This is a genomic window from Leisingera sp. ABD4_442 (genome assembly GCF_056160905.1).
In genome coordinates, this window is sequence record NZ_JBSWYB010000057.1 from 1 (window position 1) to 17,394 (window position 17,394).

Annotated in this window: 16 protein-coding genes; 14 read left to right on the forward strand and 2 right to left on the reverse strand. The window is 64.3% G+C overall.

The features are described from left to right. Positions 1-182 precede the first annotated feature (182 nt). Complete coding sequence (locus tag ACXAHG_RS22470; protein WP_475060923.1) at positions 183-788, forward strand: YceI family protein; 606 nt, start codon at positions 183-185, stop codon at positions 786-788. Positions 789-902: 114 nt separating this feature from the next. Further along, a complete protein-coding gene (locus ACXAHG_RS22475) occupies positions 903-2,126 on the forward strand; it encodes an MFS transporter (protein ID WP_475044579.1) in 1,224 nt (407 codons plus the stop codon). A 136-nt stretch (positions 2,127-2,262) separates the two neighbouring features. Here the strand turns inward: ACXAHG_RS22475 and ACXAHG_RS22480 are convergent, their stop codons facing one another. Both ACXAHG_RS22480 and ACXAHG_RS22485 read right to left on the reverse strand, forming a co-directional pair. Then, the gene (locus tag ACXAHG_RS22480; RefSeq protein ID WP_475060926.1) at positions 2,263-4,005 is read right to left on the reverse strand and encodes a flotillin family protein; all 1,743 of its coding nucleotides are present in this window, start codon (positions 4,003-4,005) and stop codon (positions 2,263-2,265) included. A 71-nt stretch (positions 4,006-4,076) separates the two neighbouring features. Then, complete coding sequence (locus ACXAHG_RS22485; protein WP_475060929.1) at positions 4,077-4,838, reverse strand: OB-fold-containig protein; 762 nt, start codon at positions 4,836-4,838, stop codon at positions 4,077-4,079. Between the two features lie 234 nt (positions 4,839-5,072). On the opposite strand from ACXAHG_RS22485, the gene metG reads away from it, so the two are divergent. From metG to glpD, 12 genes are all read left to right on the forward strand, one after another. Then, a complete protein-coding gene (gene metG / locus ACXAHG_RS22490) occupies positions 5,073-6,791 on the forward strand; it encodes a methionine--tRNA ligase (RefSeq protein ID WP_475060931.1) in 1,719 nt (572 codons plus the stop codon). A gap of 369 nt (positions 6,792-7,160) precedes the next feature. Beyond that, a complete protein-coding gene (hemP, locus tag ACXAHG_RS22495) occupies positions 7,161-7,331 on the forward strand; it encodes a hemin uptake protein HemP (RefSeq protein ID WP_008554566.1) in 171 nt (56 codons plus the stop codon). A gap of 10 nt (positions 7,332-7,341) precedes the next feature. Next, positions 7,342-7,821 carry a hypothetical protein gene (locus tag ACXAHG_RS22500; protein ID WP_475060933.1) on the forward strand — a complete coding sequence of 160 codons (480 nt, stop codon included), beginning with the start codon at positions 7,342-7,344 and terminating at the stop codon, positions 7,819-7,821. Positions 7,822-7,848: 27 nt separating this feature from the next. Continuing rightward, a complete protein-coding gene (locus tag ACXAHG_RS22505) occupies positions 7,849-9,117 on the forward strand; it encodes an imelysin family protein (RefSeq protein ID WP_475060936.1) in 1,269 nt (422 codons plus the stop codon). Between the two features lie 91 nt (positions 9,118-9,208). Further along, positions 9,209-10,222, forward strand: coding sequence for a porin (locus tag ACXAHG_RS22510; protein WP_475060938.1), 1,014 nt, complete (start codon positions 9,209-9,211; stop codon positions 10,220-10,222). Positions 10,223-10,434: 212 nt separating this feature from the next. Beyond that, complete coding sequence (locus ACXAHG_RS22515) at positions 10,435-10,728, forward strand: (2Fe-2S)-binding protein (RefSeq protein WP_475044593.1); 294 nt, start codon at positions 10,435-10,437, stop codon at positions 10,726-10,728. Continuing rightward, positions 10,676-11,164, forward strand: coding sequence for a bacterioferritin (gene bfr, locus ACXAHG_RS22520; protein ID WP_475044595.1), 489 nt, complete (start codon positions 10,676-10,678; stop codon positions 11,162-11,164). Before ACXAHG_RS22515 ends, bfr begins: the two co-directional genes overlap by 53 nt. After that, complete coding sequence (locus ACXAHG_RS22525; RefSeq protein WP_475060940.1) at positions 11,154-12,683, forward strand: di-heme oxidoreductase family protein; 1,530 nt, start codon at positions 11,154-11,156, stop codon at positions 12,681-12,683. Before bfr ends, ACXAHG_RS22525 begins: the two co-directional genes overlap by 11 nt. Then, positions 12,683-13,678, forward strand: coding sequence for an imelysin family protein (locus ACXAHG_RS22530; RefSeq protein ID WP_475060943.1), 996 nt, complete (start codon positions 12,683-12,685; stop codon positions 13,676-13,678). The genes ACXAHG_RS22525 and ACXAHG_RS22530 overlap by 1 nt, the downstream gene beginning before the upstream one ends. Positions 13,679-13,692: 14 nt before the next feature. Then, positions 13,693-14,772, forward strand: a complete 1,080-nt coding sequence (locus tag ACXAHG_RS22535) for a DUF1513 domain-containing protein (RefSeq protein ID WP_475044599.1) — start codon at positions 13,693-13,695, stop codon at positions 14,770-14,772. Positions 14,773-14,911: 139 nt separating this feature from the next. Then, the gene (locus tag ACXAHG_RS22540; RefSeq protein WP_475044600.1) at positions 14,912-15,697 is read left to right on the forward strand and encodes a DeoR/GlpR family DNA-binding transcription regulator; all 786 of its coding nucleotides are present in this window, start codon (positions 14,912-14,914) and stop codon (positions 15,695-15,697) included. Next, on the forward strand, positions 15,690-17,267 hold the full coding sequence (glpD, locus tag ACXAHG_RS22545; protein ID WP_475060946.1) for a glycerol-3-phosphate dehydrogenase: 1,578 nt from the start codon (positions 15,690-15,692) through the stop codon (positions 17,265-17,267). The genes ACXAHG_RS22540 and glpD overlap by 8 nt, the downstream gene beginning before the upstream one ends. Positions 17,268-17,394: the final 127 nt, after the last annotated feature.

Genomic DNA, 17,394 nt, shown 5'->3' on the forward strand with positions numbered 1-17,394 from the left:
AACCCCTCCTTGCCCCTCCCCCCCTGCCGGGCCCAACAGGCAGAGGCTTTGCCAAAAGCCGCCGCCTGGCGGGAGCGCCCCCCGATCCCGCGCCTCACGCCTGCACGCGGGAAAGTGAGGCCCAGAAGCGGCAAATCCGGATAGGCTCAGGCAACAGCTGGCAATCCGGATGGGAAACGCGCATGAACACAAGGCAGATGCACCGCAGAACGCTGCTCGGCTGGACGGCCTCCGCCCTGCTGGCACCGCTGGCGCTGCAAGCAGCGCCGCTGCCCTACCGGCTGATGCCGGAGGCGACCGATGTGCGCTTCACCTTCCTGCTCAGCGGCCAGCCGCACAACGGGCGGGTGCCGGTCAAGGCCGCCCGGATCCGCATCGACCCGCAAAACCTGACCCGCAGCCAGGCGGACATCACCCTGAATGCCAGCCGGGCCCGCACCGGTCTGATCTTTGCCACCGAAGCGCTGAAGAGCGCCGCCGTTCTGGATACCGCGCGTTTCCCGGATATCCGCTTCCGCTCCACCCGGGTGCACCTCGGGCCGGAGGGGCGGCTGTCAGGCGGCGCGCAGATACATGGCGATCTGACCCTGCGCGGCACCACCAGGCCGCTCACCCTGCAGGCCGCTCTCTACCGCCGCCCCGGCACCGCGCCGGATGACCTGCGCGAATTGGACGTGCACCTCTCTGGCCGGCTCAGCCGCGCCGCCTATGGCGCCACCGGATATCCGGATCTGGTCGCCGATCAGGTGACGCTTGCGATCCGGGCCAGGATACGCCAGGCAGGCTGACCCGGCGGCCCGCCCTGGCTTGCGGTGCCAAAAAACACCGCTGCGCAAGAATACGACACCCTTTGGCGGAAACCGGCTGGCAATGCCAACCCAGCCTGTCATGGTCGGGCCGTTATGCGCCTGATCATTTCCTTTGCCGCCCTGTTCCTGTCCGTCATCCTGCTGCAGCTGTCTTCCGGAGGCGTCGGCCCGCTGGATGCCATTTCCGGCTCGGTCCTGAACTTCACCACCACCCAGATCGGCCTCTTGGGCACCGGCCATTTCGTCGGCTTTTTCATCGGCTGCTGGTGGGCGCCGCGGCTGATGGGCAATGTCGGCCATTCCCGCGCCTTTGCGGTCTGCACCGCGCTTGGCGCCATGGGCCTGCTTGGCCATACCCTGACCGAAAACCCCTATGCCTGGGCCGCGATGCGGATTGCCTCCGGTGTCTGTATCGCCGGCGCCTACACGGTGATCGAGGCCTGGCTCAACGCCAAGGTTACCAATGAGAACCGCGGCCGCGCCATGGGCACCTACCGCATTGTCGACATGGGGTCTTCGCTGGCCGCGCAGCTGATCATCGCGGTGCTGCCGCCTGCGGTCTATGTGTCCTACAATCTGCTGGCGGTTCTGTGCTGCGCGGCGCTGCTGCCGCTGACGCTGACCAAGGCCAGCCAGCCGGAAACCCCCAATGCCCCGCGGCTGCGCCCCAAGCTGGCCTGGCGCTGCTCTCCGCTGGCGGTGGCAGGCGTGATCGTCGCCGCACTCAGCTCCGCCTCCTTCCGGATGGTCGGCCCGGTCTATGGCCAGGAGGTTGGCCTGGCGGTGGATCAGATCGCCTTCTTCCTCGCGGCCTTTGTGGCGGGCGGTGCGCTGGCGCAATACCCGATGGGCTGGCTCGCCGACAAATACGACCGCCGCTGGGTGCTGATCTGGCTGTCGGGCGTCGCCATCCTCAGCTGCGCCATCACCATGGCGGCCAGCGGCACCGGCACCCTGGGCGTGATGCTGGCGGCCGGCTTCTTCGGTTTCACAACCTTCCCGATCTTCTCGGTCTCTGCCGCCCACGCCAACGACTTTGCCACCTCTGCCGAACGGGTCGAGCTGTCGGCCGCCCTGATGTTCTGGTACGCGCTTGGCGCCATCGCATCGCCCTATGTCTCTTCGGCCCTGATCGAGGCCTACGGCCCGCCGGCCCTCTTTGCCTATGTCGCCTGCGGCCATGTGCTGCTGATCGTCTTCGGCCTCAGCCGGATGAAAGTCCGCGCCACCCCGGAAGAGCGCACCAGCTATGTCTATGCGCCGCGCACCTCCTTCACCATCGGCCGCCTGCTGAAGCGCTCGCGCGAGAGGCGGTAAAAAGGTCAGCACCCTTGACCAAATGTTTCGCGCGCGAAACATTCAGGCAACAGTTCTGACCCTTTAAGAGTCTGTTTACACATGCAAAAAGGGCCGGAATTTCCGGCCCTTCCTGATCACTCAGAGAGACTGCTGCTCAGTTTTGGGCAGCCGCGGATTCATCCGCCTCCGCCTCCGGTTCCGCCGCGCCATTCAGAAGCGGCACCTCTGCCGCCTCCGGCTCCACGCCCAGCGCCTGGCTGGCGACGCCGCTGACACCGTTTTCCATCGACAGGCCCAGCTCCTCGCCCAGTTTCTTGAGCGCGGGCATCTGCACCGCCATGCCCATGATCGAGTCGAGCGCCTGGTTCACCACCGGCTTTTCGGCGCCATGGCCGGCGCCTGCTGCGGTATAGGGCGCACCGGCACCGATGCCGCTCACCTGGTGGATCTTGATCGAGTCGATCTTCTCCGCCGGTTTCACCATCTCGGTGATGATCGCGGGCATCGCCTCGATCCGGGCCAGGTCGACCTTCATCCGGATCAGCTCACCCGACAGCGCATTTTCGGCATCGACAATCGCGCGCTTGCCTTCCGCTTCGGCCAGCATGTCGTTCTTCTTGGCCTCGGCCCGGATGTTGAGCGCATCGGCCTCGGCCTGGGCCTCCTCGCGGCGGGCTTCGGCGCGGTCGGCCGCGGCTTCCTTCTCCGCCTGCGCGGCCAGACGGATGCCGGTGGCCTGGCGTTCGGCCTCGCGGGTGGCCTCGATCAGGGTGATCTGCTTCTGACGCTCGGCCTCGGCCACCTCGCGGGCGGTTGCCACTGCCTCGGTTGCCTTGGTCGCCTCGGCCCGTGCCAGATCAGCAGAGGCCCGCGCCCGGCTCTCTTCTTCGGATTTCTGCTGGATGATGATCTGACGCTCCTGCTCGGCCACTTCCAGCTCACGCTCCTTGGCGATCTCTGCCTCGCGGACCGAACGTTCCTTGGCAATCTCGGCGTCGCGGATTTTCCCCTCGCGGGCGATCTCAGCCGAGCGGATGGCCTCCTCGCGGGCAATCCGCGCCCGTTCGGTTTCGCGCATCGAATCCTCGCGCCGCTGGGCCACCTCGGCCTCCTGCGCCGCCTTCATGGTTTCGATCTGCTGCGCCTGCTCGATCTTGGCCTGCTCCTCGTCCTGCTCGATGGACAGGCGCTGGCGCTCTGCCTCCATCGCGGCCCGGCGCACGGCCACCTCGGCCTCGGCGTCAATCTGGGCGCGCTCCTTCTTGGAGGTGGCAATCACCTCCGCCAGCTTGCGCATCCCCACGGCGTTAAAGGCGTTGTTTTCGTCCAGCGCCTCAAACGGGGTCTGGTCCAGCGCGGTCAGCGAAACGGATTCCAAAGACAAGCCGTTCTTCAGCAAATCCTCGGAGACCGCATTCTGCACCTCTTGCACAAAGTCAGCCCGTTTCTCGTGCAGCCCGTCCATGGTCATCTGCGCCGCAACTGCGCGCAAGCCGTCGATCAGCTTGCCCTCGATCATCTCGCGCAGCTGCTCCACATCAAAGGTGCGCCCGCCCAGGGTCTGGGCCGCACGGGCAATACCCTCTGCCGTGGCCATCACCGAGACATAGAACTCGACCCCCACATCCACCCGCATCCGGTCCTGGGTGATCAGTGCCGCGTCGCCGTCGCGTTTCACCTCCAGGCGCAGGGTTTTCATGTTGACCGGGCTCACCTCATGCAGCAGCGGCACGATGATGGTGCCCCCGTCCATGATGACCTTTTTGCCGCCCGCACCGGTTTTCACCAGGCTGATTTCGCGGGTCGCCCGGCGGTAGAGACGGCCCAGCACCAGGCCGAAGATCAGAAGAAAGACAAGAGCGCTCACCACCACAATGAGCATGAATTGAAATTCCATGCGGAATACCTCCTTGGATAATAGGATTTTTCAGTTTTGGTTTCAGGTGCCGGACCATGTTGTCCGGCGTGTCACTCCGACAGCGGGATCAGCACGAAACGATCCTTGCGGCGGTCGCGCATCACCAGCACTTCGGTGCCCTGGGCCAGCACCTCGCCCGCGGCAAAGGGTTCGGCGCGCAAGTAGTGGGCATTTCCGTAGCCATCCGTGACGCGCACCTCGGCCGGGCGGCCCTGCGCCGCGGTGCCCTGGGTGATCACCCCGCGTCGGCGGCCCAGGCTGCGCATCGACAGCGCCTCGGTCTCGGTCTGCGGCAAGAGACGGGCAAAGACCCCGCCAAAGCCGCGCGCAAACCACAGGCCAAAGGCCCCGGCCGGCAGCCCCGCCATCCAGGCAGGTGCGGCAAACCCCAGATAGGATTTCAGCACCATCTGCAGGCCAATGCCGCTGAGGCCGAAACCCATCAGCAAAGCGGCCAGCCAGATCAGCGTCGGCATCCGTCCCAGCCCAAGCCAGGACGCCAGGCCGCCCGCGGCATCCGCCGCTCCGGCATTGTCCAATGCCTCTGCCCCGTCGATATCCGCGAGGTCAATGTCTCCCAGATCGCCCAATGCATCCGCAGCGGCATCGGCGCCCAGGTCCCCCAGGTCGCCAGCATCCGGAAACTCGCCGAGGTCAGCACCCTCTGCCGCGTCCAGCCCCGCATCGCCGTCGCTGCCGATCAGGCTGCCGCCCAGCAAGAGCGCCGCCAGCTCCAGCACTGCCAGACCGCCCAGCAGCGCCAAAGCAAGGGAAAACGGCGCAAAGGCACCATCAAGCAGAAAGTCAAACACCGATGAATTGCCCCTCAATTGTATGCATTGGTATACAAAACATGTGGTAACGCCCTCGTGACGTTTCAAGGGTTTAAATTGGAAACTCTCAACCCATGAGTGCGCCAGCCCTCATGCAGGATCAAGCGGGAACTAACGCCGCATCTCCTATTTCCCTCGATTTCGGCACACGGGGTTCCCGCCGCCCGCCGCATAGGTTAGACGGGCCTTTGACGCATTACCTGGATGGATGGCATGGCACGCATTCTGATCACCTCGGCAATCCCCTACATCAACGGGATCAAGCATCTGGGCAACCTGGTGGGCTCGCAGCTGCCGGCCGACCTTTACGCCCGGTTCCAGCGCGGACGCGGCAATGAGGTGATGTTCCTCTGCGCCACCGACGAGCACGGCACGCCCGCCGAACTGGCCGCCGCCAAGGCGGACAAGCCGGTGGCGGAATACTGCGCCGAGATGCATGGCATCCAGTCGGAGATCGCCAAGGGCTTTGCCCTGTCGTTCGACCATTTCGGCCGCTCCTCCAGCCCGCAGAACCACGCGCTGACCCAGCATTTCGCAGGCAAGCTGGCCGAGGCGGGCCTGATCCGTGAAGTGACCGAGAAGCAGGTCTATTCCAACGCCGACGGCCGGTTCCTGCCGGACCGTTACATCGAGGGCACCTGCCCCAACTGCGGCTATGAAAAGGCCCGCGGCGACCAGTGCGAGGAATGCACCAAGCAGCTGGACCCGACCGACCTGATCAACCCGCGCTCGGCTGTGTCCGGCTCCACCGACCTGGAAGTGCGCGAGACCAAGCACCTGTACCTGTGCCAGTCGCAGCTGAAGGACCAGCTGGACGCCTGGATCGACAGCAAACACGACTGGCCGGTGCTAACCACCTCGATCGCCAAGAAGTGGCTGCATGACGGCGACGGGCTGCAGGACCGCGGCATCACCCGCGATCTGGACTGGGGCGTGCCGGTCAAGAAAGGCGACGAGGACTGGCCGGGGATGGAGGGCAAGGTCTTCTACGTCTGGTTTGACGCCCCCATCGAATACATCGCCGCCTCCCGCGAATGGGCCGATGCCAACGGCAAGACCGACGCCGACTGGCAGCGCTGGTGGCGCACCGACAAGGGCGCCGAGGAAGTGAAATACGTCCAGTTCATGGGCAAGGACAACGTGCCGTTCCACACCCTGTCGTTCCCGGCCACCATCCTCGGCTCCGGCGAGCCGTGGAAGATGGTCGACCACCTGAAGTCTTTCAACTACCTGAACTATGACGGCGGCCAGTTCTCCACTTCGCAGGGGCGCGGCGTCTTCATGGACCAGGCGCTGGAGATCCTGCCCGCGGACTATTGGCGCTGGTGGCTGCTGAGCCACGCGCCGGAAAGCTCGGATTCTGAATTCACCTGGGAGAACTTCCAGCAGTCGGTGAACAAGGACCTGGCCGACGTGCTGGGCAATTTCGTCAGCCGCATCACCAAGTTCTGCCGCTCCAAATTCGGTGAAGAGGTTCCGGCAGGCGGCGCATACGGCGAACAGGAGCAGGCGTTGATCGCCGAGCTGACCACCCGCATCCGCGCCTATGAGGGCCATATGGAAGCGATGGAGGTCCGCAAATCGGCGCAGGAGCTGCGGGCGATCTGGGTGGCCGGCAACGAATACCTGCAGTCCGCCGCGCCCTGGTCGGTGTTCAAGGAAGACCCCGAACGCGCCGCCGCGCAGGTGCGCCTGGGCCTGAACCTGATCCGCCTTTACGCGGTACTGTCCGCACCCTTCATCCCGCAGGCCAGCGACAAACTGATGGCGGCGCTGAATTCGGACGACCGCAGCTGGCCCGAGGACGTGGCAGCGGCGCTCTCCGCTCTGCCCGCAGGCCACGGCTTTACCGTGCCGGACGTGCTCTTTGCCAAGATCACCGACGAGCAGCGCGAGGAGTGGCAAGAGCGCTTCTCCGGCACCCGCAGCTAAGCTCTGCAGCATAGAAACTTCCCAAGGCCGCCCCACCGGGCGGCCTTTTCTTTTGCCTCATCTCCTTGGCAGGCCATAAAAATTAATTCTTACTAAAAAACTCAGATTGACATACCTGAGTGAATAATTCAGGAATGCAGCAGTCCAGCCAGCCTGACTCGGTTCAGGCGAGCCCGAGTGACGTTATTCAATCGAGATCGCCACCATGCCGAACGGAGACAGCCGCCTGCGCGGCCCCCACGTCAAAGAACCGGAAGCAGAGGACATGCGCCAATTGTGGCCGCAGGTCTTTGCCCCTTCCGGCGCTCTGTCCGGCTTCTGTCTGGAATGGATCCTGGACAGGGCGGAATTCAGCAATGGGCGGAAGTCATGAACCAGATAGCCTCCAAGCCGGTGCCCACCACCGCAACCACCGAAGTATTCCCCACCTACCACGCCGAGGATCTGACCCGCGGCGGCGTGCAGGCCCGTATTCTGCTCAATGGCCAGATCTATTCGCTGCGCATCACCCGCGCAGGCAAGCTGATCCTGACCAAGTAAGGCGCCGCAGATGAGCACCGCGCACAAGACGCCCCGCGGCGGCGTGACCGTCGGCACCCTGTCCGATCTGCCGCCGCTGGAAGTCGGCGCCGTGATCTATCTGCGCCACTGGTTCTCCGGCTCCGAGACCCGGGCGCAGATGCGCCGCGACTTCGAGGTGAATTTCGGCCCGGAAATGGCCGAAGCCGCCTTTGAGGCCTTCGGTTTCCTCTGCAACTTCTGCGCCACCCACGGCCGCCGCCCGCTGGTGCGCCACGGAATGACCTGCAAATGCCTCGGCGCAGATGAGAATTGTTTCGCCAACCTTCTGGCTTCGGCGGCCGAGGGCCAGGACGATGACGCGCATATTCTGGCGTCACTGATCGTCACCCCGCGCAAGGCGCAGGAGCTGACACAGCTTGCATCTGACTGCGGCCTGCTTTTGCAGCAGATCATGACCCCGCATCTGCCCCAGCAGCAGACCCGGCCCGCAACCGCAACTCTTCATTGAATTCTACAGCAACCAAGGACTTAGCTGATGAAATCCCTGTTTCTCACGGGCACTGCCCTCGCTGGTCTCGCCTTTGGCGCCACCACAGCCTTTGCCGCCGACAAGGCCGCAGTTCTGACCAACTACGCCAATATCGCTGAGGCCAAGTACCAGGACAGCCTGGCCACCGCGAAGGTGCTGAAGGCAGCTGTCGACACGCTGGTCGCGCACCCCTCGGCCGAGAACCTGGAAGCTGCACGCGCCGCCTGGATCGCGGCCCGGGTTCCTTACCAGCAGTCTGAGGTGTTCCGGTTCGGCAATTCCATCGTCGATGACTGGGAAGGCAAGGTGAACGCCTGGCCGCTGGACGAGGGCCTGATCGACTATGTCGACGCCTCCTATGGCGGGCCGAGCGACGAAAACACCCTTGCGGCGCTCAATGTGATCGCCAACCCCAGCTTTGAGCTGTCGGGCAAGGTGATCGACGCCGCCAAGATCACGCCCGAACTGCTGGAAGGCGCCCTGCATGAGGCTGACGGGGTCGAGGCCAATGTGGCCACCGGCTATCACGCAATCGAATTCCTGCTGTGGGGCCAGGACCTGAAGGGCACCGAACATGGCGCGGGCGACCGCCCCTGGACCGACTACGCGTCGGGTGACGATTGCACCGGCGGCAACTGCGCGCGCCGCGGCGAATACCTGCAGGCCGCAACCGAGCTGCTGATCTCCGACCTCGAGTGGATCACCGCCCAGTGGGGCGAGAGCGGAGAAGCCCGCAGCGCGCTGCTGGCGGATGAAAGCGCCGGCATCACCGCGATGCTGACCGGCATGGGCTCGCTGTCCTATGGCGAACAGGCCGGCGAGCGGATGCGCCTGGGCCTGATGCTGAACGACCCGGAGGAAGAGCATGACTGCTTCTCCGACAACACCCACAACAGCCACTACTACGACGGGCTGGGTGTGCAGAACGTTTATCTGGGCGAATACGTGCGGGTGAACGGCGAACTGGTCTCGGGTGCGTCGCTGTCCGATCTGGTTGCTGCCAAGGACGCGGACCTGGACGCCGAGATGCGCGGCAAGCTGTCGACCACCATGCAGGCGCTTGGCCGCATCAAGACCGCAGCGGAGGCGGGCCTGTCATATGACCAGATGCTGGCCCAGGGCAACACAGCCGGCGAAGCGCTGGTGATGGGCGGCGTCAACGGCCTGATCGACCAGACCCGCTCGATCGAGCGTGTCGTGGCCACGCTGAAACTGGACGGTGTCGCGATCGAAGGTTCCGACAGCCTTGACAACCCCTCGGCAGTCTTCGAATAAGATGCTGTTACGTAATAACATAACAGAATCAATATGACGGGGCCCGGCTGCCGTTAGCGGCCTGGCCCCTCAGCAGAAAGAAGAACTCCCCATGAAAATCAAAACTTCCGCGGCGCTGGCCCTCAGCGCCCCCGTCTTCCTGTGCGCAAACTCCGCCCTGGCCCAGGGCTTCAGCTGGGAAGGCGAGATCGAGATCGCCAATGAAAGCGTCGTCTCCTCTGATGACGCAACTGCCGAGATCCGCGACACCTTTGCCGTGATCACCGCCTCCGGCGCATATAGCTTTGGCAACGGCGTCGAGCTGTTTGCCACCGTCACCGCAGAATCGCTGACCGATGCCGCCGATGACCGCACCTTTGACGATATGGGCGTCTATATCGAAGAACTGGGCGTCTCCTTTGGCATCGGCGAATACACCACCGTTTCGGTGGGTAAACTCGCGCCTGTCTTCGGCACTGCCTGGGACGACGCGGCGGGTTACTTCGGCAGCTCCATCGCCGAGGACTATGAACTGGTTGAGCAAATCGGCATCCTGGCCGATGTCGAACTGAGCGGCGCGGGCACCCTGTCCTTTGGCGTGTTCTACGCCGATGATTCCGGCCTCAGCCGTTCTGTCGGCTATGACCGCGGCCGCACCTCCACCGCGGACGGCGGTGCAGGCAACACCGGAAATCTCGACAACTTTGCCATCCAGTGGAGCCAGGAAGCCGGTGATACCCGCTACCACATCGGCGCGCGCCATCTGAGCGCCGGTGCAGGCGACGTTGATGACGAGCAGGGTTTCGTGGCCGGCCTCGCGCATTCTTTCGACGGCGGTTTCGACGTATATGGTGAAGTGGCCGCCTTCTCCAACGCCGGCGGCTCTGCCGACGATGGGCTGTATGCCACTCTGACCGGCGCCTATACCATCGGCAGCGTCACCCTGTCGGGCGGCCTGGTGCACCGCGATCTGGACAGCGCGGGCGAGACCGACCTGATCACTATTGGCGCCGATTACGAATTTCAAAGCGGCGCCACCATCGGCGGCGGCATCGCCCGCGTGGACGAAGCCGGCACCAAAAGCACCGTTCTGGGTGTGAACCTGATCATCCCGCTGGGCGCCTGAATTTTCCCTTGGTGACGTTTGGATTCCCCTGAACTCCACCGCACTAGGGGGCTGCGTTTCGCGCGGCCCCTTTTTGCAAGCGGGTTGCCGCCCGCCGCCCCATTCCCAAGTATTTTAGTATGAATAACCCTTGAAACCCCAGCATTTCTGTCGGATATATTTCCCAACGGAATCACTTGGCCTTTTGCGCCAAAGGGTAAGGACGCAGCAGCATGATTGTTTGCCACTGCACGCAAATATCGGACCATGACATCCGCGCGGCCATCGACTGGATGCGAAGCGCCGACCCCGAAACGATAATCACCCCTGGCAAGATTTATCACGCCCTGGGGAAAACCGCCGATTGCGGCGGCTGCATGCCGCTTTTCCTCGACACGATGCGGTCCAGCAGTAAGCTGGAAGTACCTGCGCAGCTTACGAATTTGCGCGCGGCATCAATTCAGGAGAAACATTATGCAGGGCGACCCCAAGGTTATCGACTATCTCAACAAAGCGCTGCGCCATGAGCTGACGGCCGTCAGCCAGTACTGGCTGCATTACCGGCTGCAGGACGATTGGGGCCTGGGCAGCATGGCCAAGAAAAGCCGCGAGGAAAGCATCGAAGAGATGCAGCACGCGGACAAATTGATTGAAAGGATTTTGTTCCTCGGCGGCCACCCGAACCTGCAAAAGCTTGACCCGCTGCGGATCGGCCAGACGCCGAAAGAAACCCTCGAATGCGACCTTGCCGCCGAAGTGGATGCCCGCGCGCTGTACAAAGACGCCCGCGATGTCTGCAACAAAGCCGGCGACTACGTCTCCCAAAAGCTCTTTGAAGACCTGATGGCGGATGAAGAAGGCCATATCGACTTCCTCGAAACGCAGCTTGAACTGCATGACCGGATCGGTGCCGAAAACTATGCCCAGCTCAACGCCACCAAGATGGCAGAGGTTGAAGACTAAGATTGCTCTGGCTGCCGCGCTTGCGGCGGCCACCCCGCTTGCGGCGCTGGACCTGGCCAGCAAATACCAGGCCGAGCCGCATCTCTCCCCCCTGCCCCGCAGCGATGCCGAACGCGCCCGGATTGCCGGCGTGACCGCGCCCGCAACGGATTTCTCCGCGCCGGAGCGGTTCGAAGACCTGCCCGCAGGCGCCGCAACGGTGCGCGCCCGCACCGATGACGAGGCGTTCTCGCAGCATTCCGCCAACCTCAGCTTCGAGCAGGAGCTGGAGTTCAAGCTGGGCAACGGATTGTTCAAGAAAATCTGGGTGTTCTCACCCGCTTCGACCAAGGCCTCCGACGGGCTGGGGCCGCTCTATAACGCCCGCTCCTGCCAGCGCTGCCACCTGAAAGACGGCCGCGGCCATGTGCCGGAGCAGCCGGATTATGCCGCCACCACCATGTTCCTGCGGGTGTCTGTGCCCGGCCCGGTGCCGCCGGAGCTGCAGGAGATCACCGATTACATCGGCACGGTCCCCGATCCGCACTACGGCAGCCAGCTGCAGGATTTCTCTGCCCCCGGCATCGCGCCGGAGTACAAGCTGCAGGTCGAATATGAGGAATTCGAGGTTGCCCTGAACGGCGGCGAGACTGCCACCCTTCGCCGCCCCAGCTATACTGCCGCCAATCTCGGCTACGGCCCGCTGGCCGAGGGCGCCATGCTCTCCCCCCGGGTCGCGCCGCCGATGATCGGCCTGGGCCTCTTGGAGGCGATCCCGACAGCCGACATCCTGGCCCATGCGGATGAGGGTGACGCAGATGGCGACGGCATCTCAGGCCGCGCCAATCTGGTCTGGTCGCGGGAGTTCGAGCAGATCATGCTGGGCCGCTTTGGGCTGAAGGCAGGTTCCCCAACCGTGCATGAGCAATCCGCAGGCGCTTTTGCCGGTGACATCGGCATCTCCACCCCGCTGTTCCCTGCCCATGCAGGAGAATGCACGGACCGGCAGACCGCCTGCCAGACGGCCCCGCACGGTGGCGGTGATTCCCGTGAAACCGAGATCGACCAGCCGAATATGGATCTGGTCACCTTCTACAGCCGAAACCTGGGCGTGCCTGCCCGGCGCAGCACCGGCGACCCGCAGGTTCTGCGCGGCAAGCAGGTGTTTTATGATAGCGGCTGCGCATCCTGCCATGTGCCAAAATATGTGACCCACCGGCTGACTGACCGCCCGGAGCAGAGCTTTCAGCTGATTTGGCCCTATTCCGACCTGTTGCTGCATGACATGGGCGAAGGCCTGGCCGACAACCGCCCCGAAGCCCGCGCCACGGGGCGCGAATGGCGCACTGCGCCGCTATGGGGCATTGGCTTGACACAGCAGGTGTCACCGCGCGCCACCTTCCTGCACGACGGCCGCGCCCGTACCCTGCTGGAGGCCATCCTGTGGCATGGCGGCGAGGCAGAACCCGCGAAAACCCGTATCGTGAAACTGCCGCCGCAGGACCGCGCCGCCCTGATTTCTTTCCTAGAGAGCCTCTGATGCGCGCCCTTGCTATGACCCTCGCCTTGGCCGCTGCGCCAGCGGCTGCCTCGGAGCTGACCAGCAATATCACAGACCAGCTGATCCTGCCGGCCTTTGAGGAGCTGGCGGCGGATGCGGCTGCGCTGGCCGATGCCGCCCAAGCCGATTGCACCCCGCATTCCGCAGGCCTGCGCGCGGCCTATGGCGAAGCCTTCGACGCTTGGATCGCCGCCAGCCACTACCGCTTTGGTCCGACGGAAACGGACAGCCGCGCCTTTGCGCTGGCATTCTGGCCCGACAGCCGCAGCAAGACGCCCAAGGCGCTGGCCAATCTGATCCGCAGCGAGGATGAAGGTATCAGAAACCCGGATAATTTCGCCACCCACTCCATAGCCGCCCGCGGGTTTTATGCGCTGGAATTCCTGCTCTATGATCCGGACCTATCCACCGCGGGCAGCGCGGACTACCGCTGTGCCCTGACCCGCGCCATCAGCACCGGCATTGCCGCAACTGCGCAAGCCATCGCCATGGACTGGGCCGAAACCTTCACCACCGAAATGCGCGCGCCGAAAAACCGCTATCGCAGCGAGGATGAAATCACCCAGGAGCTGCTGAAAGCGCTGACGACCGGACTGCAGGTGCTGGACGACATGCGCCTGGGCCGCCCCTTGGGCACCTATGACAGGCCCCGCCCGAATCGTGCCGAGGCCCGCCGCTCGGGGCGCAGCCTGCGCCATGTGCTGGTCTCGCTCAACGCTATGGAGCCGCTGGCGCTGGCCTTGGCGGACAGCAACCCGGAGCTGCAGGCCAAGATCACCGCAGGTTTTGCCAAGGCCCGTAAGAAGGCGGAAACCCTCGATGACCCGGTCTTTGCCGGCGTGGCCGATCCCGCCAGCCGCTTCCGCATCGAATCGCTGCAGCAGGAGGTCAAGGACCTGCGCGGCCTGATGGCTGATGAACTGGGCCCCGCACTGGGCGTCGCGGCCGGTTTCAACGCGCTGGACGGCGACTAAGGAAAGGAAGCACCATGACCTCCCGCCGCGGATTTCTGACCGGCCTTCTCGCCGCAAGCCTTGCCCCGCAAACCACTTGGGCCAGCGCAGGCAGCCCGGCTTTCCTGTCGGCAGGCAAAAACGCCAGCGGGGATTTCCTGCTCGCAGGCCTGAACGCCAGCGGCGAGATCCTGTTCCGCCACCCCCTGCCCGCCCGCGGCCATGCCGCGGCAGCCCACCCGGTGCGCCCCGAGGCGGTGGCCTTTGCCCGCCGCCCGGGCCGCTTTGCCGATGTGATCGACTGCCGCAGCGGCGCCGCCATTGCCCGGTTGCAGCCGCCCGCGGGCCATCATTTCTATGGTCATGGGGTGTGTTCACCTGATGGCAGCCGCCTGTTCACAACCGAAAATGACTATGAAAACGCCCGCGGCGTGATCGGCGTCTGGGACGCGGCAAACGGCTACCGCCGCCTGACCTCCTTCAGTTCCGGCGGCATCGGCCCTCATGATATGCTGCTGCGCCGGGACGCGCCGGGGCTTGTGGTGGCCAATGGCGGTATCGAGACCCACCCCGACAGCGGCCGTGCCAAGCTGAACCTGCCCGATATGCGTCCGAACCTCAGTTACCTGAACTTCGACGGCACCCTGCAAGAGCAGCTGGAGCTGCCGCGGGAACTGCATCTGAACTCGATCCGCCACCTGGCTATGCGCGCGGATGGCACCGTGGGTTTTGCCATGCAGTGGCAAGGTGATCTGGGGGAACAAGTCCCCACCGCAGGCCTGCACCATCCCGGCGGCCCGGCGCGCCTTTTGACTGAGGACGACCCCCGCATCCTGAACATGCAGGGCTACGGCGGCTCTATCGCCTTTTCCGCGGATGGATCGCACATTGGCGTCACCTCGCCGCGCGGCGGGGTGCTGCAAGTGATGGATACGGTTTCCGGCACCCTGCTGCAGGAGCACAGGATGGCAGATGTCTGCGGGCTTGCCCCCTCTGCCGCAGGGTTCACCGCCAGCACCGGAACCGGCCGTCTCTTCTCGGTTTCAGACATTGGCCTGCACCCGCTGCACCGCGCGGATCTGGCCTGGGACAACCACCTGATTCCGCTCAGCTGATCCAGCCCGTTTCTGAACCAGCCAAAGCGCGCCGCACCAGGCGCGCTTTTTCGTTTTCAGCATTCACGAAATCAAAACGAAAATGAATCGTGACTCTCCCCGCCTGATGCGCTAGAGAATCGCAGCGAAAGGAAAGCAAATGGATGCCATTGGCCGTCAGAACGAAATCGTCTCCCTGCTGAACCAGCAGGACCGGGTCGAGGTCGAGGATCTTTCCCGGCGCTTTGGCGTCTCTCTGCAAACGGTGCGCGCCGACCTGCGCGACCTGTCGGCACGCGGCGCCCTGTCCCGTGTGCACGGCGGTGCCGTCCGGGTCAGCACCGCTGCCAGCCAAGGCTATGAGGACCGCCGCAAGCTGAACGCGGGCAACAAGCTGGCGATGGCAGCCATGGCCGCTGAGCTGATCCCCGACAATTGCTCGCTTTCGCTCAACATCGGCACCTCCACCGAACAGGTTGCCCGGGCCCTTTCCGGCCACAGCGGCCTGACGGTGATTTCCAACAACATCAACATTATCAATATGATGATGGGTGGACAGGCAAAGGAGCTGATCCTGGCCGGCGGCACCGTGCGGCAAAGCGATGGCGCCATCGTTGGCGAGGACGCGGTGGAGTTCTTCTCCCGCTACAAGGTGGATTTTGCGGTTATCGGCGCCTCGGCTTTGGATGCCGACGGCGCGGTGATGGATCACGATGCCCGCGAGGTATCTGTCGCCCGTGCAATCCTGAAAAACGCACGGCAGAAGGTGCTGGTCTGCGACGGCAGCAAGTTCGACCGCTCCGCCCCGGTGCGGATCTGCGATGCAGCAGATCTGGATGTTGTCATCACCGACCGCCCCGTACCGGCAGAATTCGCCCAGGCCGCACAGGCGGCGGGTACAAGGATCCTCACCGCAGGACAAAACGAAAGCAGCGAAAATGACTGATACACCTGTCACGGACCTCTTCATCATCGGCGGCGGCATCAACGGCTGCGGCATCGCCCGCGACGCGGCTGGCCGCGGCCTCTCGGTGACCTTGGCCGAGATGAACGACCTCGCCTCCGCCACCTCCTCGGCCTCGACCAAACTGTTCCACGGTGGCTTGCGCTATCTGGAGTATTTCGAGTTCCGCCTGGTCCGCGAAGCGCTGATCGAACGCGAGGTGCTGCTGAAGGCGATGCCGCATATTTCCTGGCCGATGCGGTTTGTGCTGCCCTTCCACAAGGACATGCGGTTCGACAGCGAGACGCCGACGTCCAAGCTGCTGACGACCTTCATGCCCTGGATGAAAGGCCGCCGCCCGGCCTGGCTGATCCGGCTGGGGTTGTTTCTGTACGACAGCCTGGGTAAACGCGGCATCCTGCCCGGCACCGCCAAGCTGGACCTGGCAGCCGACCCGGCGGGCCGGCCGTTGAAAAGCAAGTTCAAGACCGCCTTTGAGTATTCCGACTGCTGGATCGAGGACGCCCGGCTGGTGGTGCTGAACGCCCGCGATGCACAAGCCCGCGGTGCCGAAATCCTGACCCGGACCAAAGTGCTGTCAGCGGAGCGCCATGCGGACCACTGGGTGATCACGCTGCAGGATCAGGCCAGCGGCGAAACCCACCAGCGCCGCGCAAAAATGCTGATCAACGCGGGCGGCCCGTGGGTTGCCGACGTGCTGCACCAGAAGCTGGGCCAGAACAGCCGCGAGAACGTCCGCCTGGTGCGCGGCAGCCATATCGTGGTGCCGAAACTGTTCGATCATGGCCGCTGCTACTTTTTCCAAGGCACCGACGGGCGGATCATCTTCGCCATCCCCTATGAGCAGGATTTCACCCTGATCGGCACCACCGACGCCGACCATCCCGACCCGGACACGGCGCCTGAATGCACCGAGACCGAACAGGACTACCTGATTGATTTCGCGTCGCAATATTTCGAGCAGCCGCTGCGCCGCGAGGATATTGCCTGGACCTATTCCGGTGTCCGCCCGCTCTATGACGACGGCGCCAGCTCCGCCACTGCGGCGACCCGCGAGTATGTGCTGACACTGGATCAGGCGCAGGCGCCGCTCTTGAATGTCTTTGGCGGCAAGATCACCACCTACCGCAAGCTGGCCGAGGCGGCGCTGGCGAAGATCGGTGAAGTCTTCCCGCAGCTGCCCGCGGACTGGACCGCAGGCGCGGCCCTGCCGGGCGGTGATTTCCCGGTGACGGATGTGGAAAAGCTGAAAACCCGGCTCGCCACGGAATACCCTTTCCTGACGCCCTATTGGGCGGCCCGGCTGATCCGCGCTTACGGGCTGGAGGCCTGGGAGGTGCTGGGCGATGCCAAATCCGCCGGTGATCTGGGCCAGGACTTCGGCGCCACCATCACCACCCGCGAGCTTGACTGGGCAATTGCCCGCGAATGGGTGCGCGCAGGCGACGACTACCTGTGGCGCCGCACCAAGCTCGGCCTGCGGCTGGACGAGGCGCAGCGCGCTGCGGTGGATGCCTATATCAGCGAGAACTCCGCCCGGCTGGCAGCCTAGGGCGCAGCCCCATAAACATTACGCCTCCGGTTTGACGGATAGCAAAATCCGGGGCACTCCCGCCCCTTTTCAATGAACCGGAGGTTCCCTGAAAAGCGTTGGGCCGGGCGGGGGCGCTGCCGCAGGC

Excerpts from the sequence above, each read along its gene's own strand:
- ACXAHG_RS22500 (WP_475060933.1), top strand. The coding sequence starts at position 7,342 with ATGAGCACCGCGCACAAGACGCCCCGCGGCGGCGTGACCGTCGGCACC.
- ACXAHG_RS22480 (WP_475060926.1), bottom strand. The coding sequence starts at position 4,005 with ATGGAATTTCAATTCATGCTCATTGTGGTGGTGAGCGCTCTTGTCTTT.
- ACXAHG_RS22470 (WP_475060923.1), top strand. The coding sequence starts at position 183 with ATGAACACAAGGCAGATGCACCGCAGAACGCTGCTCGGCTGGACGGCC.
- hemP (WP_008554566.1), top strand. The coding sequence starts at position 7,161 with ATGAACCAGATAGCCTCCAAGCCGGTGCCCACCACCGCAACCACCGAA.
- ACXAHG_RS22515 (WP_475044593.1), top strand. The coding sequence starts at position 10,435 with ATGATTGTTTGCCACTGCACGCAAATATCGGACCATGACATCCGCGCG.
- ACXAHG_RS22535 (WP_475044599.1), top strand. The coding sequence starts at position 13,693 with ATGACCTCCCGCCGCGGATTTCTGACCGGCCTTCTCGCCGCAAGCCTT.
- metG (WP_475060931.1), top strand. The coding sequence starts at position 5,073 with ATGGCACGCATTCTGATCACCTCGGCAATCCCCTACATCAACGGGATC.
- ACXAHG_RS22540 (WP_475044600.1), top strand. The coding sequence starts at position 14,912 with ATGGATGCCATTGGCCGTCAGAACGAAATCGTCTCCCTGCTGAACCAG.
- ACXAHG_RS22530 (WP_475060943.1), top strand. The coding sequence starts at position 12,683 with ATGCGCGCCCTTGCTATGACCCTCGCCTTGGCCGCTGCGCCAGCGGCT.
- ACXAHG_RS22505 (WP_475060936.1), top strand. The coding sequence starts at position 7,849 with ATGAAATCCCTGTTTCTCACGGGCACTGCCCTCGCTGGTCTCGCCTTT.
- ACXAHG_RS22475 (WP_475044579.1), top strand. The coding sequence starts at position 903 with ATGCGCCTGATCATTTCCTTTGCCGCCCTGTTCCTGTCCGTCATCCTG.
- ACXAHG_RS22510 (WP_475060938.1), top strand. The coding sequence starts at position 9,209 with ATGAAAATCAAAACTTCCGCGGCGCTGGCCCTCAGCGCCCCCGTCTTC.
- glpD (WP_475060946.1), top strand. The coding sequence starts at position 15,690 with ATGACTGATACACCTGTCACGGACCTCTTCATCATCGGCGGCGGCATC.
- bfr (WP_475044595.1), top strand. The coding sequence starts at position 10,676 with ATGCAGGGCGACCCCAAGGTTATCGACTATCTCAACAAAGCGCTGCGC.